The organism is uncultured Acetobacteroides sp., from assembly GCF_963667355.2.
Taxonomy (GTDB): Bacteria; Bacteroidota; Bacteroidia; order Bacteroidales; family ZOR0009; genus Acetobacteroides.
In genome coordinates, this window is sequence record NZ_OY763328.2 from 3329669 (window position 1) to 3356651 (window position 26983).

The 26983-nt window shown below is 47.3% G+C and carries 19 protein-coding genes; 6 read left to right on the forward strand and 13 right to left on the reverse strand.

Annotation, left to right across the window (positions count from 1 at the left end):
• Positions 1-17: 17 nt before the first annotated feature.
• Positions 18-2426, reverse strand: a complete 2409-nt coding sequence (locus ACHZA1_RS13770; RefSeq protein WP_320052437.1) for a heavy metal translocating P-type ATPase — start codon at positions 2424-2426, stop codon at positions 18-20.
• Between ACHZA1_RS13770 and ACHZA1_RS13775 the strand changes: the two genes are divergently transcribed.
• A complete protein-coding gene (locus ACHZA1_RS13775; RefSeq protein WP_320052439.1) occupies positions 2425-2913 on the forward strand; it encodes a hypothetical protein in 489 nt (162 codons plus the stop codon). The genes ACHZA1_RS13770 and ACHZA1_RS13775 overlap by 2 nt on opposite strands.
• A 57-nt stretch (positions 2914-2970) precedes the next feature.
• Here the strand turns inward: ACHZA1_RS13775 and ppdK are convergent, their stop codons facing one another.
• Together ppdK and xerD are read right to left on the reverse strand one after the other, a co-directional pair.
• Positions 2971-5706, reverse strand: coding sequence for a pyruvate, phosphate dikinase (gene ppdK, locus ACHZA1_RS13780; protein ID WP_320052440.1), 2736 nt, complete (start codon positions 5704-5706; stop codon positions 2971-2973).
• A gap of 177 nt (positions 5707-5883) precedes the next feature.
• Positions 5884-6795, reverse strand: a complete 912-nt coding sequence (xerD, locus tag ACHZA1_RS13785) for a site-specific tyrosine recombinase XerD (RefSeq protein ID WP_320052441.1) — start codon at positions 6793-6795, stop codon at positions 5884-5886.
• A 244-nt stretch (positions 6796-7039) separates the two neighbouring features.
• Here xerD and pyk point away from each other — a divergent pair, with 244 nt between their 5' ends.
• A complete protein-coding gene (gene pyk, locus ACHZA1_RS13790) occupies positions 7040-8461 on the forward strand; it encodes a pyruvate kinase (RefSeq protein WP_320052442.1) in 1422 nt (473 codons plus the stop codon).
• Between the two features lie 58 nt (positions 8462-8519).
• On the opposite strand, the gene ACHZA1_RS13795 is transcribed toward pyk, so the two are convergent.
• A complete protein-coding gene (locus ACHZA1_RS13795) occupies positions 8520-9863 on the reverse strand; it encodes a thioredoxin-like domain-containing protein (RefSeq protein ID WP_320052443.1) in 1344 nt (447 codons plus the stop codon).
• A 155-nt stretch (positions 9864-10018) separates the two neighbouring features.
• Positions 10019-10666 (reverse strand): endonuclease III, encoded by a 648-nt coding sequence (gene nth / locus ACHZA1_RS13800; RefSeq protein WP_320052444.1) that lies wholly within the window; start codon positions 10664-10666, stop codon positions 10019-10021.
• Between the two features lie 296 nt (positions 10667-10962).
• Between nth and plsY the strand changes: the two genes are divergently transcribed.
• From plsY to ACHZA1_RS13820, 4 genes are all read left to right on the forward strand, one after another.
• Complete coding sequence (plsY, locus tag ACHZA1_RS13805) at positions 10963-11595, forward strand: glycerol-3-phosphate 1-O-acyltransferase PlsY (protein WP_320052445.1); 633 nt, start codon at positions 10963-10965, stop codon at positions 11593-11595.
• Positions 11596-11929: 334 nt separating this feature from the next.
• Positions 11930-13060 (forward strand): 4-phosphoerythronate dehydrogenase, encoded by a 1131-nt coding sequence (locus ACHZA1_RS13810; RefSeq protein ID WP_320052446.1) that lies wholly within the window; start codon positions 11930-11932, stop codon positions 13058-13060.
• Positions 13053-14456 carry a phosphotransferase gene (locus tag ACHZA1_RS13815; protein ID WP_320052447.1) on the forward strand — a complete coding sequence of 468 codons (1404 nt, stop codon included), beginning with the start codon at positions 13053-13055 and terminating at the stop codon, positions 14454-14456. The genes ACHZA1_RS13810 and ACHZA1_RS13815 overlap by 8 nt, the downstream gene beginning before the upstream one ends.
• A 24-nt stretch (positions 14457-14480) precedes the next feature.
• Positions 14481-15200, forward strand: a complete 720-nt coding sequence (locus tag ACHZA1_RS13820; protein WP_320052448.1) for a nucleotidyltransferase family protein — start codon at positions 14481-14483, stop codon at positions 15198-15200.
• 562 nt (positions 15201-15762) lie between these two features.
• Here the strand turns inward: ACHZA1_RS13820 and mnmA are convergent.
• The 8 genes from mnmA to ACHZA1_RS13860 form a co-directional block, all read right to left on the reverse strand.
• On the reverse strand, positions 15763-16938 hold the full coding sequence (gene mnmA, locus ACHZA1_RS13825) for a tRNA 2-thiouridine(34) synthase MnmA (RefSeq protein WP_320052449.1): 1176 nt from the start codon (positions 16936-16938) through the stop codon (positions 15763-15765).
• Between the two features lie 56 nt (positions 16939-16994).
• Positions 16995-17420 carry a hypothetical protein gene (locus ACHZA1_RS13830; protein WP_320052450.1) on the reverse strand — a complete coding sequence of 142 codons (426 nt, stop codon included), beginning with the start codon at positions 17418-17420 and terminating at the stop codon, positions 16995-16997.
• Positions 17421-17521: 101 nt separating this feature from the next.
• Positions 17522-18481: a hypothetical protein gene (locus ACHZA1_RS13835; protein ID WP_320052451.1), complete on the reverse strand. Its 960-nt coding sequence runs from the start codon at positions 18479-18481 to the stop codon at positions 17522-17524.
• A gap of 216 nt (positions 18482-18697) precedes the next feature.
• Entirely contained in the window at positions 18698-19534 is an 837-nt protein-coding gene (locus tag ACHZA1_RS13840; RefSeq protein ID WP_320052452.1) for a DUF4249 family protein, read from the reverse strand.
• A gap of 4 nt (positions 19535-19538) precedes the next feature.
• Positions 19539-22301 carry a TonB-dependent receptor gene (locus ACHZA1_RS13845; protein WP_320052453.1) on the reverse strand — a complete coding sequence of 921 codons (2763 nt, stop codon included), beginning with the start codon at positions 22299-22301 and terminating at the stop codon, positions 19539-19541.
• A gap of 1270 nt (positions 22302-23571) precedes the next feature.
• A complete protein-coding gene (locus ACHZA1_RS13850; RefSeq protein WP_320052454.1) occupies positions 23572-24357 on the reverse strand; it encodes a hypothetical protein in 786 nt (261 codons plus the stop codon).
• Positions 24358-24864: 507 nt separating this feature from the next.
• Positions 24865-25650, reverse strand: coding sequence for a hypothetical protein (locus tag ACHZA1_RS13855; RefSeq protein WP_320052455.1), 786 nt, complete (start codon positions 25648-25650; stop codon positions 24865-24867).
• 608 nt (positions 25651-26258) lie between these two features.
• Positions 26259-26906: a hypothetical protein gene (locus ACHZA1_RS13860; protein ID WP_320052456.1), complete on the reverse strand. Its 648-nt coding sequence runs from the start codon at positions 26904-26906 to the stop codon at positions 26259-26261.
• Positions 26907-26983: the final 77 nt, after the last annotated feature.

A 26983-nucleotide genomic window follows, 5' to 3' on the forward strand; every position in this document is an offset into this window, starting at 1 on the left:
CCTAGTAACATTCAACGCTAGATTTTGTGCGAACGAATCCGAAGGCTGTTCGACACCACCGATACGGAGCTGAGCGCCATGGCCGCGCTTGCCACCATGGGGTTGAGCATGAATCCCGTCAGCGGGAATAGCGCTCCTGCCGCTATCGGAATGCCGACAACGTTGTAGATGAACGCCCAGAAAAGGTTCTGCCTGATGGTGCGGGTGGTGATGGAGGAGAGGGTTATAGCCTCTGCAACCTTCGTTAAGTCGGAGGAGATGATGGTGATCTTGGCCACCGACATGGCAATGTCGGTACCTTTGCCCATGGCGATGCTGACGTTGGCTTGGGCCAGCGCTTCGGCATCGTTGATGCCATCGCCAACCATGGCCACCACTTTCCCTTCGGCTTGCAGCTGCTTTACGAAATCCGACTTGTCGGATGGAAGCAGCTGGCTTCTGTACCCGCTAACGCCGACCTGCTTGGCAACGGCCTGTGCAACCCTGTCGGCGTCGCCGGTGAGCATTACCACTTCGATTCCCCTCTCACGGAGCCTTCGTATGGCCTCGGCTGAGGTGGGCTTTAGCTGGTCGGATAGCGCTATGGCTGCCACAACGCCATCCTGCTGGGCGAAAAGAACCACCGTGCGCCCTTGGTCCGAATGATGCTCGAAGGCCTCCATCATCCTATCCGAAATAGGAATATGCTGCTCTTCGATAAGCTGTAGGTTGCCTACGTAGTAGCTAGTGGTGCCGATGGTGGCTCTTACTCCACGTCCGGTGATGCTTTCGAATTCCGAGATGTCAGCAGCTTTGCCTTGACCTTCGAGGTAGGCCACTACGGCGTTTGCTAGCGGGTGGTTCGATCGCTTTTCTATGCTGTAGAGCGCCGACGAGAGTTGGTTGATGTCAGCCTCGCTGTCCCACTCAATGCTGTCGACTTTTACATCTCCTTGGGTAATGGTGCCTGTCTTGTCGAGCAGGACAACGCCTACTTTTTGGGCCATCTCAAGGCTCTCGGCATCCTTAATTAGGATTCCGCGCTGTGCACCCTTGCCCATGGCAACCATGATGGCCGTTGGCGTTGCCAGCCCTAGCGCGCAGGGGCAGGCGATTACCAGCACGGTTACAAACGATAGGATGGCCATCGACACGGCGTTGTCGCCCCCAAGCGCCATCCATAGTCCAAAGCTGGCGAGGGCAATGGCCATCACCACGGGAACGAATATCCCCGCAATCCTATCCACCAGGTGCTGCACGGGGGCCTTGCTTCCCTGCGCCTCCTGCACCTTTTTCACGATTTGGGCTAGGATGGTTTCACCCCCAATTTTCTCGGCTATATAGGTAAGGTATCCGTTCTGGTTGATGGTGCCCGCGTATACGGGCTCGCCTTCGAACTTCTCCGAGGCGATGGGCTCGCCGGTAATCATGCTTTCGTCCACGAACGAGCTGCCGGAGGCCACCCTTCCGTCTACCGCAATCTTCTCGCCTGGCTTGGCAATCAGCCTATCGCCCTTAAGCACCTTGGCGATGGGGATCTCTTCCTCTTCGCCGTTGCTGTTGATGCGGACAACCGTGTTGGGCTGTAGCCCTACCAGCTGCCTGATGGCCGACGAGGTGCTGCTTTTGGCTCGCTCCTCAAGGAGTCTTCCTAGCAGAATAAACGAGATGATTACGGCCGATGCTTCGAAGTAGACGTGCGCCTCAAGCCCTTGGCGAAGCCATACCTCGGTGAGCAGCGTGTTGAATACGCTGAAGGCGTAGGACGTAGCGGTGCTGATGGCCACCAGCGTGTCCATGTTCGCCTTTCGATGGCGAGCCTGCCGCCAGGCGTTTACGAAGAACTGCTGCCCGAAGATGAGCAGTACCGGGGTCGCGAGCAGCCACATGGCCACGTTGGCGTAGCGCCACTCCATCCAAAGCATGCCAATGGCTGCCGTGGGGATCGAGAAGGCAATGGCCCCAACGGTTTGCCTCCGGAGCTGCCTGAGGTGCGCCCGCTGCTGCTGCGCCACCTCCTCGTCCAGCGCCGCCTTGTCCTCCTCGATGATGAGGTCGAAGCCCACCTGCTGGAGCACCCTCCGAAGGTCGGTAGGGGAGGTGAGCGCTGGCGCGTACTCCACCAGCCCCGACTCGGTGGCGATGTTCACCGATGCCTCCACCACGCCCTCGGCGGCGGATAGCATCGTTTGGGCGCTGGCCGCGCACGAGGCGCAGCTCATGCCGGTAATGGGAAATACCTCCCGCTTCAGCTCCAGCGCCACGCCGTAGCGGCGCAGCACCTCGACGGCGTGGCGGAGGGCCGCACCATCCTTGTAGCCGAACGAGAGCACCCCGCTGGTCGCATTTATGCTGATCGGGGTTAGCCCTGCGGCGGTAAGCTGCTCGGCAATAGCTTCGGCAGCAAGGGCACCGCCGGCCCCTATGCTGATTGATGCTTGTGGCATGGCAATGGTTTTCCACAAAAGTAGGATGATTGGGGCGAATATGTTGGTGAAGAGCTATGATATTTATCAGGTTGCCGATGCTAAAATCGGATGTGCATGGGGTGAAATCGAGGAGTTTGCCATTCGCGGATGCGTGAAGTTCGCCAACCTTCACGTCAAGATCGCCAACTTTCATGTGAGGAATGTCAAACTTGATGTGAAGATCGTCAACTTTCATGCGAAGAATGTCAACCTTCATGTCAAGATCGCTAATCTTCACGTCAATATCGCCAACCTTCATGTGAAGATCGTCAAACTTGATATGAAAAACGCTAACCTTCATGTCAAGATCATCAACCTTCATGTGAAGAATGCCAAACTTCATATGAAAATCGCTAATCTTCATGTTAAGAACGCCAACCTTCACATCAAGATCGCTAATCTTCATGTCAGGATTGCCGGACTTTACCGCATGTCGGAGGTGGATGGTATTCGCAACGGGGGCTAGCTGTAAACAAAAAGAGCCGCACAAAGGCGGCTCTTTCTATATATGTTGAAGTAGGTACTACTTCTTGCTATCCTTGATGGCAGCTTGAGCAGCAGCAAGGCGTGCGATTGGCACACGGAATGGCGAGCAAGAAACGTAGTTAAGCCCTGCGAAGTGGCAGAATTCAACTGACGATGGCTCTCCACCGTGCTCACCGCAGATACCGCACTTAAGGTTTTCGCGCGAGTTACGACCCTTAGCAACGGCACCCTTAACCAGCTGGCCAACGCCTTCTTGGTCGAGTACTTCGAATGGGTCAACCTTAAGGATACCTCTCTTAAGATATTCGGGAAGGAACTTGCCGATATCGTCGCGAGAGAAACCAAGGGTCATCTGGGTAAGGTCGTTGGTTCCGAATGAGAAGAACTGGGCAACCTTAGCAATCTCGTCAGCGGTTACCGCAGCACGAGGAACCTCGATCATGGTACCAACGGTGTACTCAACCTTATCGCCGTACTCTGCGAATACCTTAGCGATGGTGGTGTCGATGATATCCTTTTGGTACTCCAGCTCCTTAACGTTACCAACAAGAGGAACCATGATTTCAACCTTAGCGGCGTTAACGCCCTTCTTCTTAAGGTTAAGAGCAGCCTCGATGATAGCGCGAGCTTGCATTTCGGTGATCTCGGGGTAGGTGTTACCTAGGCGGCAGCCACGGTGTCCAAGCATTGGGTTAACTTCCTCAAGGCTGTGAACTTTCTCGCATACCTCTTCGAAAGAAATGCCAAGCTCGGCAGCCATTTCGCGCTGTTGCTTCTCTTCGTGAGGAACAAACTCGTGCAATGGTGGGTCGAGTAGGCGTACGGTTACGGCAAGACCAGCCATTACCTCGAAGATGCCTTCGAAGTCTTCGCGCTGCATAGGCAGAAGCTTAGCAAGCGCCTTACGACGGCCAGCCTCATCGTTAGCAAGAATCATCTCGCGAACGCTCTTGATGCGGTCGCCTTCGAAGAACATGTGCTCGGTACGGCAAAGACCAATACCTTGAGCGCCGAACTCGCGAGCTACCTTAGCGTCGTGTGGGGTGTCTGCGTTGGTTCTAACAAGCATCTTAGCGTACTTATCGGCCATCTTCATGATTTCGCCGAAGTCACCGCTAAGCTCTGGCTTTTGGGTTCCAACCTTACCGTCGTAAACTTCACCGGTGGTACCGTTTAGCGAGATAAAGTCACCTTCATTATATACTTTCCCGTCAACCTCTAGGGTGCGAGCCTTGTAGTCGATCTTAAGGTTGCTAGCGCCCGATACGCAGCACTTACCCATACCACGAGCCACAACGGCAGCGTGAGAGGTCATACCACCACGAGCGGTTAGGATACCGTTAGCTACGTTCATACCCTTAAGGTCTTCTGGCGAAGTCTCGATACGAACAAGGATGGTTTCCTTACCGTTGTTTGCCCACTCCTCTGCATCATCAGCAAAGAATACGATTTGGCCGGTAGCAGCACCAGGAGAAGCAGGAAGACCACGAGAGATCGTCTTCGCATTCTTGATGGCAGCCTTGTCGAATACTGGGTGAAGAAGCTCGTCTAGCTTGTTAGGCTCAACGCGTAGGATGGCCTCTTCTTCGGAAAGAAGACCTTCGCGGGTTAGGTCCATAGCAATCTTAACCATTGCAGCACCAGTACGCTTGCCATTACGGGTTTGAAGCATCCAAAGCTTACCATCTTGGATGGTGAACTCCATATCTTGCATATCCTTGAAGTAGGTGTCCATCTTCTTTTGGATATCAAAAAGTTCCTTGTAAGCAGCAGGCATAACCTCTTCTAGAGATGGGAAGGTTGCCTTTCTTTCTGCTTCAGACATGCTCTTGCGGGCAGCCCAACGTTGTGAACCAATAATGGTAATTTCTTGTGGGGTACGGATACCTGCCACTACGTCTTCACCTTGAGCGTTAACTAGGTACTCACCGTTGAATAGGTTTTCGCCTGTGCTTGAGTCGCGAGAAAAGCAAACGCCAGTAGCCGATGTTTCGCCCATGTTACCAAATACCATTGCCTGTACGTTAACGGCAGTTCCCCAATCAGCAGGAATCTTGTTAAGCTGGCGGTAAAGGATAGCGCGGTCGTTCATCCAGCTGTCGAATACTGAGCAAACAGCACCCCAAAGCTGCTCCCATGGGCTGGTTGGGAAGTCGTGACCAGTAACCTTCTTAACAGCAGCCTTGAAGCGAGAAACAAGCTCCTTAAGATCTGCAGTGGTAAGATCGGTGTCGTTTTCAACGCCTTTCTCTTCCTTAAGGTGGTCAATAATAACTTCAAATGGATCTTCCTCTTCCTTCGAAGCAGGCTTCATACCAAGAACAACGTCGCCGTACATTTGTACGAAACGGCGGTATGAGTCCCAAGCAAATCTTTCGTTTCCGCTCTTCTTTGCAATACCTTCAACAGCCTCATCGTTCAAACCAAGGTTAAGGATGGTGTCCATCATACCTGGCATAGAAGCACGAGAGCCTGAACGTACAGAAACAAGAAGTGGATCTTCGTTGTTTCCGAACTTCATACCCATGATGTCTTCCACGTACTTTACGGCTTTTTCTACTTCAGGAACAAGGGTCTTTACAACTTCGTCCTTTCCTAGTTTGAAGTACTCTGTACAAACTTCAGTAGTGATGGTAAATCCGGGAGGAACTGGCATGCCGATGAGGTTCATTTCGGCAAGGTTTGCGCCCTTACCGCCAAGAAGCTCACGCATTTTACCGTTACCTTCGGCTTGCTTGTTTCCGAAGGTATACACGCGTTTTACTTGTGACATTTTATCGAAATTGTTTTTAGGTTGTTATTTCGCTTTGTTATACAATCCTATAAGGGCTTCAAAGGTATGAATTTTTGCAAAACTGCATTCCTTAAACTGTGTTATAGCCTTTTGGTTCGCTTAATTATAGGTTTAATTAACGTATTAGTAGTGGATTTGATTTTGGTGTGATTTCGGTTACCCCTTTGGCATTATAGCCCTCGGATGGTGCATTAGCAGCACTTCGCGCAGATGCTCCTTCTCGAGGTGCGTGTAAATTTCGGTGGTGATGATGGTTTCGTGGCCAAGCAGCTCCTGGATAACCCTTAAGTCTGCTCCTCGTTCGAAAAGATGCGATGCAAACGAGTGGCGGAAGGTGTGGGGGCTGATCTTTTTCTTCAGCCCAATCTTGCGGCTGAGTTCCTTAATAATGGTAAACACCATTACACGGGTAAGCTGGTTGCCCCGGCGGTTCAGGAAAAGAATATTATCCGCTTTGGGATTTATGTTTAGTTTGTTGCGGTCTGTAATGTATTTCTCGATATAGCCAATAGCCTTTTGGTTGATGGGGACAAGGCGCTCTTTGTTGCCTTTGCCAATAACGCGGATGTACTCTTCTCTGAAGAATAGATCGCTCAGCCGGAGGCTGATGGCTTCTGTTACCCGTAGCCCGCAGCTGTATAAGGTTTCGAGTATTGCTCTGTTTCGAGACCCTTCGGGCTTGCTAAGATCAATGGCGGCAATAAGCGCATCGATTTCATCCACCGTTAGGGTGTGAGGCAACTTTCTGTCGAGTTTCGGACCCTGAATAAGTTCTGTAGGGTCTTCTTCTATAATATCCTCGAGCATTAGGTACTTGTAAAAACCTTTGATGCTGCTTAAAACCCTTGCTTGAGAGCGGGCATTAAGTCCACTGTCGTATAGCGAGGCAAGAAACTCCTCCAGGTGGTTTTGTTTAATGTCCGTGGGCGAAAGTTTTGTATAGCTCGTTTGTACGAATGAATGAAGTTTGTTGAAGTCTCTTTCGTATGCCATTAAGGAGTTCTCCGAGAGACCCTTTTCCAACCTCAAAAAATTTAAATAATCATCTTTGTAATTAATCCATTCCATCTCCACACCGTTTATTCAAATATTCAAACGTGCGAATATAATGATCTTAACGCATTTTTTATGAATAACGGTATGCGTATATGAGAATATTTAGGGATACTGTAAAAATATGATCTTTAGGTAGCCTAATATATGCTTTGTTAAAATGAGTGAAGGCTGGCGTACAATGCTTTAGCAAACCTCCTAAAAAACTACCTTTGTTGGGAATTAGTAATACAAGCGAACTCTGTAAAACTGCATAAAGATGCTAAAGAAAACGAAGATTGTAGCAACCATTTCAGATAGAAGGTGTGATATAGATTTTATTCGTCAGCTATACGAAGCAGGAATGGATGTTGTTCGCTTGAATACTGCCCATCAAACCCCCGAAGATTCTACACGCGTAATTGAGAACGTAAGGGCTGTATCCGAAAAAATAGCCATCCTTGTTGACACAAAGGGCCCTGAGGTACGTACGTGCAAGATGAAGGACGAGGAAAATATCGTTGTAAAGCATGGTGATAAACTTAAGTTTAAAGGCGATAGCAACGGTTTATCTTTTGGCGATACCATCTATGTTTCCTATGAGGATTTTGTTAAGGATGTTCCAGTAGGTGCGTCCATTCTGGTTGATGATGGAGAGTTGGCTTTCCTTGTACTCGATAAAAATGAAGAGTTTCTTTTCTGCGAATCGCAGGATAATGGTTCTCTAAAAGGTAAGAAAAGCGTTAATGTGCCAGGGGTGCAGGTAAAGTTGCCTCCTCTTAGCGATAAGGATATAGCGTTTATTCATTGGGCTATCGATAACGATATAGATTTTATAGCCCACTCATTTGTTCGTAACAAACACGACTTGCTTGCTATCCAGAAAATTCTCGATGAGAAGAAAAGTAAGACTAAAATAATCTCTAAGATTGAAAATAAGGAAGGTGTAGATAATATCGAAGAAATTCTTAACTATTCCTATGGAATCATGGTGGCTCGCGGCGACTTGGGGGTTGAACTTCCTGCTGAGCAGATTCCTGTGGTGCAGCGTAAGTTAATTCGAGCAGCAATGCAAATGCGTAAGCCCGTAATTATTGCTACCCAAATGCTTCACACCATGATTGACAATCCTCGTCCAACCCGAGCAGAGGTAAGTGATATTGCCAATGCAATCTATCAGCGTACTGATGCTATCATGCTAAGTGGCGAAACTGCTTACGGAAAGTATCCTATTGATGCGGTGAAGACCATGAGCCGTGTGGCAATGGAAATTGAAAAGCATCTTAATCCAGAGGAGGAGATTAGCTATATCAAGGTAAACAATGAGATTACTGCGCAGCTTGCACGTTCTGCAGTTAAGGCTTCGTTGAGTCTGCCAATTAAAGCTGTTATTATAGATACGAATACTGGGCGTACTGGTAGGTATATGGCAGCATTTAGAGGGAAGTTGCCTGTTTTTGCGAAGTGCTACCATAAGCGTGTGATGCGCGAACTTGCCCTTTCATATGGTATTTATACCGAATACTTTTCACCACGCGAGAGTAGGGACGAGTTCATTAAGGATGCTGTGAAGATTGTCAGCGATAAGGGTAAGTTTAAACCCGAGGATTTGATTATTGTTGTTGGTGGTAGTTTTGGAAAGAACAGTGGCGCTTCATTTATGGAGATTTCAAATGTAAAGAACATGACTGGTGGTGAATAACCATTGTCAATTTAAAGTATAGAAAAGAGAGGGGAGGTGATTAACCTTCCCTCTCTTTTTATTTCTTCATTTCCAGGTTGTCTATGGCTTTAAGCAACGGCTTTATATCGTTTGGCTTATCTACAATGCGTTTTTCTGCATCAAGAACGAAAATGGTTGGTGTTCCAGTAACGTTGTAGTTCGTTGTTATAGGATCGTTGTATGGATTTTGCACGTTCAGATTGATCCATTGATAGCCATTGTTGGCAATGTTGAGCCTCCAAGCTGGTCGGTAGGCATCAAGATTAATGGCGATTACTTCGTATCCTAGCCCTTTAAATTGGTTGTATTTCTTCTTAAGTTCGGGAAGTAGCTTTTGGCAGTGCGAACAATTCATTGACCAGAAAACAAGAACAACTCCTTTGCATTTTAGTTTCAAAAGATCTGTTTTAGTGGAGTCGGATTCGATGGCAAAGTTGGGTGCGATATGCCCAATTGATGTTTTTGATATTCTGTCGAATTCGGCATCAAGATCCTGCGTGTTCTGTAGGTAGTTCTTTTTGATGTAGTCGATTAGTGCATCATGCGATGATTGTGCAAAGTTTTTTATCATCTCGTTTATAAAAAAACTCTGCACCTCTTTAGAAATGGTTGGCTGGTTTAGCACCTCGTCGATGGCTCTTTTAAAGTAGTTCTCTTGTTCTTGACGCGATATCCCATCAACATAATATAGGTCGAAGTAGTCCCAAAGTTTATCGGCAATGCTGGGCGTATTGGTGATGTGCGTATTTTCGAAAGGAAAACTATTCCACCAGTTTTCGATGAGATATTGGTGCTTTTGTTCTGGTGTAAGATTGTCGGGGGCTTTTGTTGGTATTTCAGAGAGAATTATTTGTGAGGATAAAAGATCTCCTGGGGCATTTATGAGCTCGCGAATTGTGTTGTTGTAGCTGCTTTCGATGCTTTTCTTCTCTTTGGTAAGTGCCTTTGCAAGCTTACTTTTAGGAGGGTAGCAGCTGAGCAGCGCATCAATTGCATCGCTTTTTTTGTTGTAAATGCTGCGTTCGTTCAGGAATCTGTAGTAAACCTTATTTTCTTCCGAATGCAATATCTTAACGCTATCCGCTAATGCATCGAGAGTTGTCGACACCTCTACGTTTTCGTGATTAATGATAAATCGGGCAAACGTATCTTCACTCAATACTAAAGAGTAAATACCTGGCTCAAGTTTAGTAGTATTAAAGGTGAAAATACCTTTTCCTAGTATAATTGAGTCTACAGGAACCTGAGTTGATCCTTGGTTGAGGTATAGGTAAGCCGATATGGGGGCTTGCTCTTTTAATCTGACTGTCAGGTGAGTTTTCTGGCTGAATGCATAAAGGACACTTAAAAGAACTAGTGTAGTAGTTATCACCTTTTTCATATATGTCTGTTTGGAACGCTTAAAAATGCTAAAAACTGGGCGAATAGCATAGGGTTAGAGTATAAGATAGCTCTTCTTTGGGCAAGAAAATCTTTCTTGGATAATAGTGTTACTAGATGATCTGCTAATATGAAAGGCATGCAGTCGGTGTAGTTTTACTTACTCTTATTTTTATCAAGGTAGTAGCTGCATACCGATGTTAGCCCGCATTCCTTACAGTTTGGTTTGCGGGCAAAGCAAGTATACCTACCATGAAGTATTAGCCAGTGATGCGCTTTTGGGATCAGGTCTTCTGAAAAATGCTTCACTAGTTCTCGTTCTGTTTCAAGTGGATTCTTTGCATTTGGAGTTAGCCCTAATCGGCCACTAACCCTAAATACGTGTGTATCTACAGCCATTGCCGGCTTATTAAATATCACAGATGCTATAACGTTTGCTGTTTTTCGTCCAACACCTGGTAACTTCTGCAAGTCATCGACATCCGAAGGGATTTCTCCATCAAACTCTTTGATCAATGTTTGAGCCATTCCAAGAAGATGTTTCGACTTGTTGTTTGGGTACGATATCGATCGGATAAGGTCGAATATATCCTCTACAGTGCCATCAGCAAGTATCTCTACTGTTGGAAATCGTTTGAAGAAGCTGGGTGTAACCATGTTTACCCGCTTGTCGGTGCACTGAGCCGATAGTATTACAGCTACTAACAGCTCGTATGGGGTTGTGTAGTTCAGTTCGGTCTTTGGATCGGGCATTTTCTCGCTGAAATACCTTATGATAGACTCGTATTTTTGCTCTTTAGTCATAACTACGTTTAATTATTCAAAATTAGACATTTTCGACAATGGGCTGGCTTTAAATTTGTGAGGTTTTAGTGTTTTGAGTTGGACTGCTAAACGCAAGACTAAGTAATACCTTGTTTATGGGATGGTTAGTTAGGTTTGTGGGAGTTTGGGATTGCGATTTATTAACATAGATAGAAAGGTGTTAAAAATCGAACTGTAAGTCTTTATTTATTATTGCTTTGAATGAGGTTGCTTGTGAATCGCTTGTTCAAAAGAAATAAATTACACTTCTTTGCAAGGACAAAAAAAATGAAATTATGGAATTTGCTTTGAATGGAATTCAACTTTTCATTGCGTACATCCTAGGTTCGATTCCTAGTGCTGTTTGGATTGGTAGAAGGTTTTATGGCGTAGATGTGAGGGAGCATGGGAGTAAAAATGCAGGAGCTACCAATACGCTAAGGGTATTAGGGCCAAGGGCTGCATTTCCTGTTTTTATTCTGGACTTCGTTAAGGGATTTGTTGCTGTTATGCTTGTCCATTTCTCAGATTTTACTCCAGGAACTACTCAGTTTGTCAACTTTCAGCTATTGCTAGGTGCTCTTGCTGTTATTGGGCATATTGCACCAATATTCGCAGGGTTTAGAGGTGGAAAAGGAGTTGCAACACTCGCTGGAATTGGGGTTGCGTTAAGTCCAGTAAGTGCGCTGCTTTGTATATTGGTATTTGCAGTAGTGTTTGCATCTACGCGATATGTCTCGGTGGGGTCTATGATTGCTGGAATTTGTTACCCACTATTCATCAATCTGCTACTGCCAAATGCGCCAATGCCGCTGGTTATTTTTGGTAACGTTGTGGCTGTGTTGCTTATCTTTACTCACCGTAAGAATATCAAACGCTTGTTTAAAGGCGAGGAGAATCGAATAAACTTCAAGAAAAAGAAATCGTAGAATTTCAGTATGATATAAAGGGCTACCAGTAAAACGGTAGCCTTTTTTGTTTTGGAGGGTTTAAAACTAAAAACCTTACCACGTAAACCCCTGTATTGGTTTAAACGGTAAGGCTTTTGACTAATGTAACAATTGAATGCGATTATGAACAGGACAAAAGTATGAGTCTTGCAGCGGGTAAAATCTTAAAAAAATGGCAATTAAGAAAAAGATGGTTAATGCAATGTGTTAAAAGATAAAGCGTTAATTGGCTTGTGTGCCTGATGGGCTTATTCTAAATTTTCATGCTATTTATTACTCTTTTTATTTCATCTTTGCATAAACAAATGGTTTGATGAAGATTGTTGTAGATGATAGAATCCCCTACTTAGAAGGTGTTTTAGAGCAATACTTTGGCGAGGTTGTTTACGCTACAGGAACTCATTTTATTCCCGAATTGGTTAAGGATGCTGATGCTTTGCTAGTACGAACCCGTACGAATTGTGATGCTAAACTATTGGACGGTAGTAAAGTGAAAATAATTGCTACCGCAACAATTGGGCATGACCATATTGATAAGGAATACTGTCAGCGAAGAGGCATTTGTTGGGTAAATGCACCAGGGTGTAATGCGTATGGAGTGGTGCAGTACGCGCTAAGCGCTCTTGCCCATATCTCTAACATGGGCTATGGAAGCCTTGATGGAAAGACGCTTGGTGTTATAGGTGTTGGTGAGGTCGGGCGACGTATTGCGGCGGTTGCTCCTTACTTAGGGCTAAAGGTTCTTTTGAATGATCCTCCTCGAGCCAGAGCCGAAGGTTCTTCCAGTTTTGTTGACTTGGACACTTTGTTGCAACAATCGGATATCGTTACGTTGCATGTTCCTCTTATTCGTGATGGAATCGATAAGACATTTCACCTGGCTGATGAGCGGTTTTTTGCAAAGTTCGGCAAGCCAACGGTGCTTATCAATGCATCAAGGGGCGAGGTGGTGGAAGGCGGCGCATTAAAACATGCAATAGCCAACCAAAAGGTATCGTATTCGGTGCTGGATGTTTGGGAGAACGAGCCCGATGTGGACTTGGATCTGCTGCGGATGGTGAGCATTGCTACGCCACATATCGCCGGATATTCGCTAGAAGGAAAGTCGAATGGGACTTCGATGGCGGTAAATAGCATCCTCCGGTTCTTTGGGCTTGAGGCTAATCCGACATGGGCGCCGCAGAATTTGCCGATGCTTGACCCTACGATTGTGTTTAGTGCCGGGAATGGTACCGAACAGGGGATTAGGGATTGCATCCTGAACTCCTATAATATTGTCATCGATGATGCTGCCTTTCGTGCACGTCCAGATCTCTTCGAATACTTGAGGGGGAACTATGGGGTTCGAAGGGAATTGTCTTTTTTTGAAGTTAGTAATGTAAACGACGAGCAGCTGGCTGCTCGTCTAAAAGGTTTAACCTTTAAGGTTAATTATAATGGATAGCTTATTACGTATAGCCGAAAAGTTTTTAGGGTCAAAACCCGAAATTAAGCCATTGGTTGGGGCTGGGTCCAACCGGAAGTATTACCGAATATTCCATGATAACAGCACCTATATTGGTGTGGTAGGGGAGAGCGTTGCCGAGAACGAGGCGTTCATCTACCTCGCCGAGCATCTTCTGGGAAAGGGGAAGCGCGTGCCCAAGGTGCTTGCCGTATCCGACGATAGGCTGGCCTACATTCAAACTGATTTGGGAGATGTTTCGCTTTACGATTTGCTGATGGATGGTAGCACTTCTATCGATGAGCTAATGACAAAGGTGGTGGAAGATCTTGTAAAGATTGAGGTGGAAGGCGTCAAAGGGATTGACCCAAGTAAGTTCTTTTCCATTCAGCAAATGGACAAGCGCTCGATACTTTGGGATCTGAACTACTTTAAGTATAGCTTCCTGAAGTGCACCAGCGTTCAGTTCGATGAGCTGCTGCTCGAGGACTCGTTCGAGAATATGGCCAACTACCTGTGCTCGCTGGATAGCAATTTTTTGCTCTACCGCGATTTTCAGTCGCGCAACATGATGGTGAACAACGATAACCCCTACTATATCGACTTCCAGGGGGCTCGTCTTGGCCCGCTGGGCTACGACATCGTTTCGTTCCTATACCAGGCCAAGGCCAACTTCAGCGACGATGTGCGCAAGAAGTTCCTGAACCACTACTACGAAACGCTACGCAACTATGGGGTAGATACCGCCCAGGTAGAGGCGAGCATCAATACCTTTGTCCTGTTCCGAACCCTTCAGGTGCTTGGCGCCTACGGGTTCAGGGGGTTCTTCGAGAAGAAGGTGCATTTTCTGCAGAGCATTGCCCCTGCGCTTCGTAATCTCCGCACGGTAATCAGCAAGGAGTACCCGTTTGAGGGGAGCTACCTTATGGAGGTGTGCCGGAAGCTGGCCGATCAGGCCTGCAAGTACGAGGTGGAGCTGCCTGCCGATCGGCTAACCGTTTCGGTTGCCAGCTTCTCCTACCGAAAGGGCATCCCCGATGACTTTTCGGGTAATGGCGGTGGATTTGTATTCGACTGCCGCGCCATCCATAATCCGGGTAGGGAGGAGGCGCTGCGCCAGCTCACCGGGATGGACGCGCTGGTTATCGAGCATCTGGATGCGAATGAGGAGATGCAGGAGTTCCTGGCCGATTCGCTGAACCTGGTGGACAAGGCCGTGGCAAAGTACATCAGCCGGAGCTTTAACCACCTGCTGGTGAGCTTTGGCTGCACGGGCGGCCAGCACCGATCGGTATACTCGGCCGAGAGATGTGCCAAGTACATCAAGGAGAAGTTCCCCAGCGTACGGGTGGTACTTACCCATCGCGAGCAGAACATCCGCCGATATTTAGACTAGCAACATTTAAACCTGTAACCGCTGATGAAAGCAATGGTATTCTGTGCCGGCTTGGGTACGCGCCTTAAGCCGCTGACCGACGATAGGCCCAAGGCGTTGGTGCCTCTTGCCGGCAAACCGCTCATCGAGCATGTGGTGGAGCGCCTCAAGTCGTTCGGCTTTACCGATATCATCGTTAACGTGCACCACTTTGCCGACAAGGTGGAGGCGTTCCTTGCCGAGAGGGGCAACTTTGGGGTAAACATCACCGTGTCGGACGAGCGAAACCTGCTGCTCGATACGGGTGGTGGGCTAAAGAAGGCCGCCCATTTCTTTAGCGATGGGCAGCCATTCCTGATCCACAACGTCGACATCATCAGCGATATCAACCTTGCCGAACTGTACGGGAGGCATGTCGAAAGCCGGGCGCTGGCCTCGCTGGCGGTGAGCAACCGGCTCTCGTCGCGCTACTTTCTCTTCGATAACGCGATGCAGCTGGCTGGCTGGAAGAACATCAAGACCAACGAGCAGAAGATTGCCCGCGTTGGCGACACCTACCTACCGTTTGCCTTTAACGGCATCCACGTGGTGAACCCCGCAATTTTCGAACTGATGGATGGCTTCGACGGCAAGTTCTCCATTGTCGACCTGTACCTCCAGCTGGCCAAGAGCCACTTCATCGAGGGCATCGACGTCACCAAAAGCCGCATCATCGACGTTGGTAAGCCTGCGGCGCTTCTCGAGGCCGAGAAGCTTATCGGGTAGCCTGCCTCCGGGGGGAGCGGGGGCTGCGCGCGGATGATTTTCAGCCGATGACCCTGCAATTTTGGTCGATGACCCTGCAATTTGCAAGGTTAGCTGAGCAAATTCCACCGATGGGTGAGTAATTTACTCATATGGGTGAGCAAATTCTACCAATAAGTGAGTAATTTGCTCATATAGGTGAGTAAATTCCACCGATGAGTGAGCAATTTGCTCACTTGGGTGAGGAAATTCCACCCGAAGCTGAGCAATTTGCTCATGCAGGTGAGCAAATTCCACAAATGACCATTGAAATTGTATCGACGCCGATATAAAATGCATCGACGGACATTGAAATTACATCGACGCCGATGCAAATTCAGCCGATGACTATTGAAATTATATCGATGCCGATACAAAATGCATCGATGCCTATTGAAATTGCATCGACACCGATACAAATTCAGCCGACGACCATTAAAATTGTATCGACATCGATGTAAATTCATCCGAAGCCCTTGTAAAAAATAGCAACGCCGATATCGTGGAAAACGATATCGGCGTTTTGTATGGTTAAGCGTCCGCTCTACTCGAAGATCACCCCCGAGCCAACGAGCTCCTCGTTGTCGTACCATGCGGCAAACTGTCCGGCGGTGATGCCGCGCTGTGGGGTGTCGAAGATGATGTACAGCCCCTCGTCGGTGCGGTGGAGCGTGGCGTCCTGCAGCGGCTGGCGGTAGCGGATGCGCACCTTGTAGCGGCGCTCTTCGCCAGCGCGCATGGCTAAGTCGGGGCGGATGGCGTGGATTTCGGCTTCTTTGATGAAAAGCCCCTTGCGGTTAAGCCCCGGGTGCTGGTGCCCCTGGCCAACGTACAGCGTGTTGGTTTCGACATCGATGGCGATAACGAACAGCGGAAGCGCCTTGCCGCCTACGTTCATCCCCTTTCGCTGGCCGATGGTGAAGAAGTGGGCGCCGTTGTGCGTGCCCACCTTCTTGCCGTTGTTGGGGTGGTAGAAGTAGGGGCGGGCCAGCTCCTGCAGCGTTGTGCGTGGGGGGAGCTTGTCGTAAAACGCGGGGTCGATCTCGACGATGTTGCCCTGTTTGGCCGCCAGCTTCTGCTGAAGGAAGATGGGCAGGTCGATTTTTCCCACAAAGCATAGCCCCTGCGAGTCCTTCTTCTCGGCGGTGGGGAGATCCTGCTCGGCAGCAATCCGGCGGACTTCGGGCTTCAGCAGATGCCCGATGGGGAAGAGCGCCTTGGAGAGCTGCTCCTGCGAGAGCTGGCAAAGGAAGTAGCTCTGGTCCTTGTTGGGGTCCGATCCGGCAAGCAGCCTATAGGTTGGCATGCCGTCTACCTCGATGGTGTCCTTACGGCAGTAGTGCCCGGTAGCCAGGTAGTCGGCTCCCTGTTCGAGGGCAGCCTTTAGGAATGCCTCGAACTTGATTTCGCTGTTGCAGAGCACGTCGGGGTTGGGGGTTCGGCCACGCTCGTACTCCGCGAACATGTAGCTCACCACCCTGTCGGTATAGGTATCGCTAAGGTCGATAAAGATGAAGGGGATGTCGAGCTTTTTGGCCACCATTTCGGCAATCATCAGGTCGTCGTTCCAGGGGCAATCGCCCTCGAGCGTACCGGTGGTATCGTGCCAGTTCTGCATGTACATGCCAACAACCTCGTACCCCTGCTCCTTAAGCAGGTAGGCGGCCACGCTCGAATCGACACCGCCCGAAAGTCCAACTACAACTTTTCCTTTACTCATCAGTATATGCTAAACGCGCGCAAAGGTAGCAATTCCTTTTGGAATGGTTTTGCGCGTTAGAAGATGGTGCGCAGCACGCTTACGGCGATTATCAGGCCTACCAGGAGGATGGAGATCATGGCCAGGATTCCGCTGTACTGAAATAGCTGGCGAAGCCTTTTAACGCCGGTAGTGGCCAAGTCGTCGTCGTTTCGCAGGATGGCCTTTTGTGTGTTGATGGCAAAGTTGTAGAGCATGATTCCGGGGATGAGCGCCGTAAGGGTGTACGTGATGATGTACACCAGGGCAATAAAGAAGCCTCCGAAGGGAATCATGGTGGCAAACAGCGAGGTTATGATGCCGCTAAAGATCACTAGAATTATCATAACAAAATACAAGCAAACGATGATGATGGATAGCAGCTTTGCCCACTTGGCAGCCAGCCAGAGCTCCTTTAGCGTTCGTCCGCTAAGCTCCATGGTTTCGATGTTTCTTTCTTCCATGCTTGGTAGTTGTGGTTTGTTGTTTAAAATCGTAAAGCAAGGCACAATATATACCTTCTTTTTTGATGCCACAACCCTTGCCCACCGCGAAGTTTGGGGCTTTACTCCTTAATCCGAGCGATGTTTTTAAGGAAGCGATCGTAGGTGTTCCAGTAAAGCTTGCTGGCGTATATAGCTTCGGCATGCCTCATCTTGGGGACGAGTAGCAGCATCTTAGGTGGGCGCACGGCATTGTACAGTTCCTTGCTCATTTGGGCAGGAACGTAGCCGTCGGCTTTGCTATGCACAAAGAGAACGGGGACATCGATGTGGCGTGCCGCCTTTATTGGCGATACATCGTAGATGTTGAAGCCGTTAAACGGACGGTCCAGTATCTTTAGCGATGTCTTGAGCGCCATGTTGGGGAGGTAGTAGTGCTGGTTTACTCGATAGGCAAGCTGCTTGGCTAGGTCGGAGTAGGAGCACTCGAATACGTAAAAGGCAACCTTACGAGCCGCATCCTTTTTGGGGTTAATCTCGCCTGCGTGGAGTATTGCCGTTGCGGCTCCTGTTGATACTCCTTCAACGCCAATAATCCCACGAGGAAATATGGCAGATACGGTATCTACCCACTGATCGAGATCGAACTTTTCGAGGAATCCGTAGGTGGGGCTCGATCCTTCGCTCTTGCCGTGTGCCCGCTGGTCGAAGGTGAGCACGTTAAAGCCACGCGCAAGCAACGAGTCAATTCGGCCACCCTTTAGAACCTCCCAGCGCGAGCTGGTAATCATATGGCAGTATATAATGGTTTTGGCTGATGGCGTTGGGTTGTATATAAGCGTAGCCGATAGCAGGCATCCATCCTTCTTTGAGGGAATGGTGAACTCTACTTTTTTGAGATTATTGAGCTGTTCCTCGTTGAAGCACTTGGTACGGGCAAAATCTTCGTAGCTGCTGCCTGGTTTTTTGGTTTCGTAGCTTTCGATGGCGTTCTTCATTACGATTATGCCCACGCCAAACCATGCAACAGCAATTGCTGCTGTTATGACGAGTGCTATGATGATGGTTTTCTGAAGCCTCATTGATAGATTCTTTTATTGGTACTAACAACTTATTCAGCTAAAAGGTTTTAAACAACGGTGTAATTATTTAGGATAACTACTAGTAACCGGTGATTACAGGGAGGGTTCGATGTAGACACAACGCCCTATAAACAGCAATGAGGTGCATCACTGCGCCTCATTGCATAATGGTAAACACCATCGTAACTGAAAAAGAATTGGGATTAAGGGAATATATTAAGGCGTTATGTTAAGTTTAAGCGTATCGGCGTTTATGGCAGTAAATATTCCATAGCCATTTGTGATGTTTCCTGGTGGGGTGGTAATATTTTGCGAGCTATTGCCCGTATCCTCGTACAAGTCGACATACTCCTGGTTTATGGCAAACAGAATGACGTTGTGATCTCCGTAGTAGTAGAACGAATGCCCCATAAAGCTTTGCGAGTTGCCCTGTGTGGGTGAAATTCTGAATACGGGTAGCGCCTCGTATTCGGTTGTGTCGTTTATGGGGGTGGCCTTGGGCGTTATCGATTCGACTACCATAAGGAAGTAGCTGCTGTTGGTATTTGTCCAAGAGTATTCGGCACGCGACATAGATGGGGGGCCAGATGTTGTGGAGCCGAAAGGTTGAACCGAAATTGAAGATGTTCCCTGAAAACCGGAAGGCTTGGCAGGTACTGTTGTGGTTGCCGATAGTTCCTTGCTGTTGTAGGTAAACTTTAGGGTGTAGGTCTCGCCTACTTGGGGTATCAGCTTATCCGATTTGTATACCCCATTGCTGGTGTATAGCAATGGGTAGGCGTTGTTTTTCGAATCGTATATAACCACTTCGAGGTTCTCTATTGGGTGTGTAATGGTATCGGTAGCACCGTACAGCAGCTGTTTGGAGATGCTTATCGAAACGGGTTTGCCGGCAAATAGGTAACCTTTAACAACAGCCTTGTCGGGATTCGATAGCTGCACGTCCATCTTTTGGCACGATGCCATCGAAAGCACTACTATGGCAAGGGCGCCTACGAGCAAAGTATACAGGATGCCCGACAGCAGCTTCGTATTGCTTATAGATATCTTCATCTCTTTAGAATTTAATGGTAAAGTTGATGTTGGGTGTAATGCCGAGGTAGTTGACGTTGGTTTCTACAATGGTATTGTCGACAATTTCGAATTGCTTATACCAAACGTTGCTGCGGTTGTACGCGTTGAACACCGAGAACCCAATTGTTGCAGGGATTCGTCCGCCTAACTTCATGTTAAGCGTTGCCGATAGGTCGAGGCGGTGGTAGGTGGGGAGGCGTTTCCCGTTTTTGGTCGATACCGTTACAAACGACTTCTTGGTGCCATCGAGTAGGGTAACGGTGTAGCCGCCTTCGGGAGCGGTGTAGGGTTTGCCGGTTGCGCAAATCCAAGTTCCCGAAAAATCCCAGTTGTGCCAGTGGTAGGTTGCTACCGCCTTAAACTCGTGGGTGACGTCGTTTGATGCGTAGTAGTCGTAATCGCCGTAGCCATCGATGTGATTTACCACACGCCCTAAGGTGTAGCCAATCCATCCCGTTAGGTTGCCCTGTTTCTTTTGCAAGAGGAGATCGATGCCGTGAACTCGTCCCCAGCCGGTAAGGAACTGGTCTTGGTAGGTTACGGCGCTTTGATCGCCACCATGCTCGGGGCTAAAGCTGCCGTTGGCGAGCGATTTCGAGAAGCGTAGCGAATATTCGGTAAGATCGGTTATTCTTTTGAAGTAGCCTTCTACATCAATTAGGTAGTCGTTGTTCTCCCACGAGAAGCCGGCAATAAGCTGGTCGGAGTAGGTTACCGGAAGGTTCTTGCCGTCGCTCAGCGTCCAGAAATCCTTGTTGCCCGACATAACATCCTCGCGAACGACGCGTTTGGCAAACTGGTAGTAGCGACCCACCGAAGCTTTTAGCTTCCAGCTATCCGTTAGCTGGTACGACGAGGTAAGTCGTGGTTCGAAGTACATTTTGCCGGTTACGCTGTAGTAGTTGGAGCGAAGTCCGGGGGTTATCTTAAGCATGTTGTCGTAAAGCGAAATTTTATCCTGAAGGTATGCCGAGAGCAGTACCCCTTCGTTTCTGCGGTCGATAAGCTTCATGGTGTCGCTCTGGGCGTAGCTGTAGGTTATCTTGTTAAAGGTGGCGTTAACGCCATATTCGAGCACGTTGTTGGCGTTAAGCTTCTGCTCGATGTCGGCTTTTGCCGAGTAGTCGTCGAGATGGTTGTACTCCATCACCCCGCGCTTAATGCTTTGGGTAATATCATTCGAATCTACATAAGAACCGCTGGATGTTTTATCGCGGTTGCTGTAGTAGTTGGAGTAGCCGATGAGGAAGTTGCCGTAGAAGCTCTCGTTCCACTTGCGCGACCACTTGAGCGATACGCCGTGGTTTCCCCAGTTGGAGTTGTCGGTGTTGCTCATGCTGAAGTTGCTGATGCGGGGGGCATCGCCACCTCCGCCACCCATGCCACCGGGTTCGCCACCTTTGAAACCTGACGAAACGTCGTTGGTGAGGTCGTCGTTGCCGGCGTAGTAGCTTAGCCAGATGATATCCTTATCGGTGGGGCGGTAGGTTAGCTTGGTGTTGAAGTCGTAGAAGTACGAGTTGATGTCGGTGCTCCCAAATGGGTTCTTACCGTTAACGTTTCCGCTTCCCGAAGTGGCTTTTGTGCTCGAGTACTTGTTAAAGATCTTATCGTAAAGCGGGCTTTGCCAGCTACGGCGACCCGCGGCAATAACGGTAAACTTCTCGCCAATGGGAGCCTCCAGAAAACCGTTGGCAGACATTAGGCTGACGTCGGCAAATCCTCCCCAGTCGGTCTTGTTTCCCTCCTTACCGGTGATTTCTACAACGCTGGAGATGCGTCCTCCGTATTTGGCATCGAATCCGCCCTTGTAGAGCTGGATATCCTTTATGGCGTTGCTATTAAACGAGCTGAAGAACCCGAAGAGATGCTCTACGTTGTACACCGTAAATCCATCGTACACCACCAGCGACTGATCGGGCGTTCCTCCTCGAACGTACAGCCCCGACGAGTTCTCGTTGGCAGCGCTTATGCCCGGCATCAGCTGAAAGGAGCGGAAAATATCCTTCTCGCCAAGGCTTGGGAGCGATACCAGCTTGATGGGCGACATCTTTATCATGCCCACCTTGCTGTTGGTTTGCAGCACATCCTGCTTCTCCCCGTTGACAACCACCTCCTGAAGGGCAACGCTTTCGCTTTCGAGTTTTACCAGCAGGTTGCTTTGCGGAGTTTGCGGTGTTAGGTGAACCGTCTTGGGTTTATAGCCTACGGCGCTTAGCACCAGCGAAACCGTATCGCTCGGAACGCGCTGCAGGGTAAAGTATCCATCGGCATTGGAGTTTGCCCCAATTGTTGTGCCCTTTACGGCAATGGTAACAAAGGGTAGCGGCTCCACCGAGGCATTATCGATGATTCGACCCGTAAGCGCGAATCGGTAGCGGGTAGGTTTTCCCTTGTAGCGCACTCCTTCATCAAGTTTTACTTCATTCGTCACCACCCAGCGGTCTACGATAATTACCTTACCGCCATCGCTGATGTAGTACTTCAGCTTATTGTTTTTGCACACCACCACATCGAGGAAATCCTTTAGAGATTGGCTGATGGGATGATGGTCGACGTGGATGGCGCCAAGCCGTTGCCGATCGAACTCGAATTGAACCTTCGATTGCTTCGAGATATTGTCGAGAACGTTGTCGAGCGTCCCCAGGTACCAGTCCGACAGCTTGTAGTCGAGCGATTTTTGCCCGCTTGCGCCTCCTGCAAGTGATAGCAGAAGTAGAAGAAGCAGCATTCCCTTATTTGCCATAGCTAATGCGTGTGATTTAACGTAAGAACTAGTAAAGAAGCGTATTTCAGCTAGTACTTATTGCTCGATTGGGGTGAAAGGGAAACATTGGGCGGTGAAGAGGAATTTTTGGGGACGAATGGGATTTTCCTATTAGGATCTCTTTCAAGCGGCATTCTGCGTACGTTTCGCTCTCCATAGTAGGGCAATGTGCATTGTGATAAGCGAAATTCCTAAGGCTACTCCCTGTGTTTTTTCGAGATGTGCTTCCTTTCCCATGCAATCTCTGCCGATTGTGGCCATTGCTAATGCTTCAGCAAGGGCTAGTCGTGCCGAGAAATCATTTCGATTGCGCTTGAGCAGCTGGTCGATTTCGTAAGCCGCCCGCTACTTTCGTAAGTTGTCTTTGGTTGAGCCGCGGAAGGGCACTGGTATTCGTATTTCACAGAGGAGCATGTGGAAGAACAAGGGGGAAGATCCATCTGCAAAGCAATATTCTCTGTAAGCAGGAACCTGCTTCCGAAAAACAAGCGGCAACGTTTAATTTGAATCTCCCTGTAAGCGATTTGAAATGGGCTGGAAGTGACTTGAAACGGTGTGGTAGCATCAAACTTCAGGAAAACCCAGAGAAATGGCTCAAAGTATTTCTCTTGAAATGCCCCGGTAGCAAGTTGATGAAAGGTGGTAGCTTGTTGAGGAGGCCTGGAATTGACTAAAATCCCCCTGTATGTATGGTGTAAGTTTTAAAGATCAGCATGTTATCATCTTTGTGCAGGAGTTTTGCCTTTAAAGATACTGTCCCCTCATTAGGCGAAGGCTCCTGCCCATAGCCATCACGCTAAGCAGATGTAAGCGACGAAAAAGGTGCTAACCGCTACGCAAATCCGACTCACCCCCAATCCCCCTCTCTCCGAATGGCATTAGCAAGTCTGCCCATACCGTAAGCGCCTATACTTGCCATTCGCAAAGAGGGGGCAGCGGCACTGATATAAGCTGCAGCCTAATCGGAGTGCTGGAAGTCCCCTCTTTTAGCCGAGCAGGTGTCGCCTGAGTAAAGAAAGCAGAAGCCGTAACGTTCTTTTACTGGTTAACCAGCCACTCGGCTAAGAGAGGGGATTTAGGGGTGAGTTGAAAATGGACTTTCCAAGGGGTGCCGACGATGTCGATCTCCTAAAGCCCCAGCCCCTGCAGCTACTCCTGGTAAAGCAGCCCCTCAAGCGTAGCCTTGGTGATAATCGTTAAGGCTGGAGGTCTTGGTTGCTAAAGTGGGGCGAGGAGGCGAAGCCGCTTGTTAGCGGTTCATTGTTTTATCATCTTCAAGCCACCATTTTCTGTTTTCTTCTTTTTGTGCACTAATTATGTCCATTCTATCAGGACTTGCTCCATTTGCTATCATGTATCCAATCCATCCATTTGTAGCGTATTTACTCTTAACCATAAATTCACAAGTTCCACCATCAAGCTCATTACTGTCGGGAATTCTATAATCACCCCAGTTACACTTTTTAGTTTCTTTTGACATATAGTTTGACCATATTCCTTCAAATAAGTTATTCGAAAACGTATCAGCCACAAATAATAAAGCATTATACTTCAATTGTCCTTTTTCGTCTAAATAGAAATCAGTAGAGAAAGTACCTGATAAGATACCAGTTCCTTTTTGCTTTGCATCTTCAAAGAATTCATATGTTCCTAAAACAGATCCTTGTGTTAATTCAGGAAAGTAATCTTCTGTTTTATATATTTTTGCTTCTTTAATTATAAGTTTTCCTTGAAAATTACAAATATTGTTACGTACTCTTGTCTTACCGCAAATAAAATATTCAAGCTTGTTCTTGGGATTTTGGATCGCTGAGCAAAAGTGAATGTAGAAGCGCTGATAATTATCTCCAATGTAACCCAAAGGTTCTTTGCGTTCTACAATTGTTGTGTCATTTTCTACTTGAAATTTGTTCAGAGTCCATAAATGAGAAATATCATACTTAGTTAGCTCAGCTATAAAATTTGTCGTTTTAGGTTGCTGCGCACATACGAGTCCAGAAATTAAAAGTCCGACTATTGTAAATATTTGCCTCATATTATGTTGCTTTTCTATTTTTTTGCAATTACCGCTAAATCGTTTATATATGCAATAAAGCTGCTTAATATATCCCCTTCCCCTAAGCCTAGCCCCCTCGCTACGCTTTGTTTGGCGAGGCCACTAGCCGTATTCGGAGGCGGAAGGTATCGATTACCGGTAAGTTTTCCAAGATGTGTCAGCGATGTCTACCTCGTAAAGACCTAGCGCTGCAGCCTAATCGGAGCGCTGGAAGTCCCCTCTTTTAGCCGAGCAGGCGTCGCCTGAGTAAAGGAAGCAGAAGCCGTAACGTTCTTTTACTGGTTAACCAGCCACTCGGCTAAGAGAGGGGATTTAGGGGTGAGTTGAAAATGGGCTTTCCAAGGGGTGCCGACGATGTCGATCTCCTAAAGCCCCAGCCCCTGCAGCTACTCCTGGTAAAGCAGCCCATAAAGCACAGCATTGGTGATAATCGTTAAGGCTGGAGGTCTTGGTTGCTAAAGTGGGGCGAGGAGGCGAAGCCGCTTGTTAGCGGTTCATTGTTTTATCATCTTCAAGCCACCATTTTCTGTTTTCTTCTTTTTGTGCACTAATTATGTCCATTCTATCAGGACTTGCTCCATTTGCTATCATGTATCCAATCCATCCATTTGTAGCGTATTTACTCTTAACCATAAATTCACAAGTTCCACCATCAAGCTCATTACTGTCGGGAATTCTATAATCACCCCAGTTACACTTTTTAGTTTCTTTTGACATATAGTTTGACCATATTCCTTCAAATAAGTTATTCGAAAACGTATCAGCCACAAATAATAAAGCATTATACTTCAATTGTCCTTTTTCGTCTAAATAGAAATAAGTAGAGAAAGTACCTGATAAGATACCAGTTCCTTTTTGCTTTGCATCTTCAAAGAATTCATATGTTCCTAAAACAGATCCTTGTGTTAATTCAGGAAAGTAATCTTCTGTTTTATATATTTTTGCTTCTTTAATTATAAGTTTTCCTTGAAAATTACAAATATTGTTACGTACTCTTGTCTTACCGCAAATAAAATATTCAAGCTTGTTCTTAGGATTTTGGATCGCTGAGCAAAAGTGAATGTAGAAGCGCTGATAATTATCTCCAATGTAACCCAAAGGTTCTTTGCGTTCTACAATTGTTGTGTCATTTTCTACTTGAAATTTGTTCAGAGTCCATAAATGAGAAATATCATACTTAGTTAGCTCAGCTATAAAATTTGTCGTTTTAGGTTGCTGCGCACATACGAGTCCAGAAATTAAAAGTCCGACTATTGTAAATATTTGCCTCATATTATGTTGCTTTTCTATTTTTTTGCAATTACCGCTAAATCGTTTATATATGCAATAAAGCTGCTTAATATATCCCCTTCCCCTAAGCCTAGCCCCCTCGCTACGCTTTGTTTGGCGAGGCCACTAGCCGTATTCGGAGGCGGAAGGTATCGATTACCGGTAAGTTTTCCAAGATGTGTCAGCGATGTCGACCTCGTAAAGGTCCAGAAGTTGCAGCTTAATCGGAGCGCTGGAAGTCCCCTCTTTTAGCCGAGCAGGTGTCGCCTGAGTAAAGGAAGCAGAAGCCGTAACGTTTTTTTACTGGTTAACCAGCCACTCGGCTAAGAGAGGGGATTTAGGGGTGAGTTGAAAATGGGCTTTCCAAGAGGTGTCAGCGATGTCTACCTCCTAACGACCCACCTACTGCAGCTACTCCTGGTAAAGCAGCCCCTCAAAAACGCCAAGCGCAGCCGTAGTGGTGGCTGCGCTGGTGTGTTTTTTATATTCGCCGATTAATGGTAGTATAAGCCCGCTACTTAAGTTCGACGCATTTGCAAAATGCGCCGAGCCTCGTGCATTTGAATTAGACTATGGCTAACCAAGGTAATGCATTTTAGTTTGTATCCTATTTACTTTTTAATCTTCCAATTCTTCCTCACAATGGATAAATAAGTTGAATCCCAATCGGCCTGACTATGGCAGGTTGTGCACCATGCCTGACTAGTGATATCTGCAAAGAAGCTGTCATCTACCTCCCATTTCCCTTTAGAGCCCTTTTTTAGATACCCATTAAACACCTCCTTCATGGCAATCTCGTGCAGCATTTCAAAGGAGAGCGGCTCATGGATTTTACTCTTTGATACATACATTTCGCGAGAGATAACTATAAAAGGACCCTGAAAAAAGTACCAGTTACCATCTATATTGACTCCATAAAAATATGTAATACCATCGCTCTCTGTATTCCAATACTTCCTTGTCAAAATGGCCGTGATAAGTTTTGTCTTATTCGAATTAAAACACAATAATGAGTCAACAGTAATTGTTTTACCAAATACAACATCATTAAAGTATTCAATATCATTTTCTATCCACTTTTTCACTGTATCACCAGCTTGGTGATAGATATTTACATATTTGTTTTCTGAAACAATTCTTTTTGAATACATCATCCATATTCGACTTTCATTACAATCTGAATTATTATTACACGAAAAAATCATAATACATAAGAAAATACAAATTAAAAACCTCAGTAATTTATCTTGGTTTAACATAACCAGTGTCTTTTATTGATTATAACTTTGTAAATATCCACGTGTAACTTCCGAAGCGATGGCTGCTGATAAAGCCA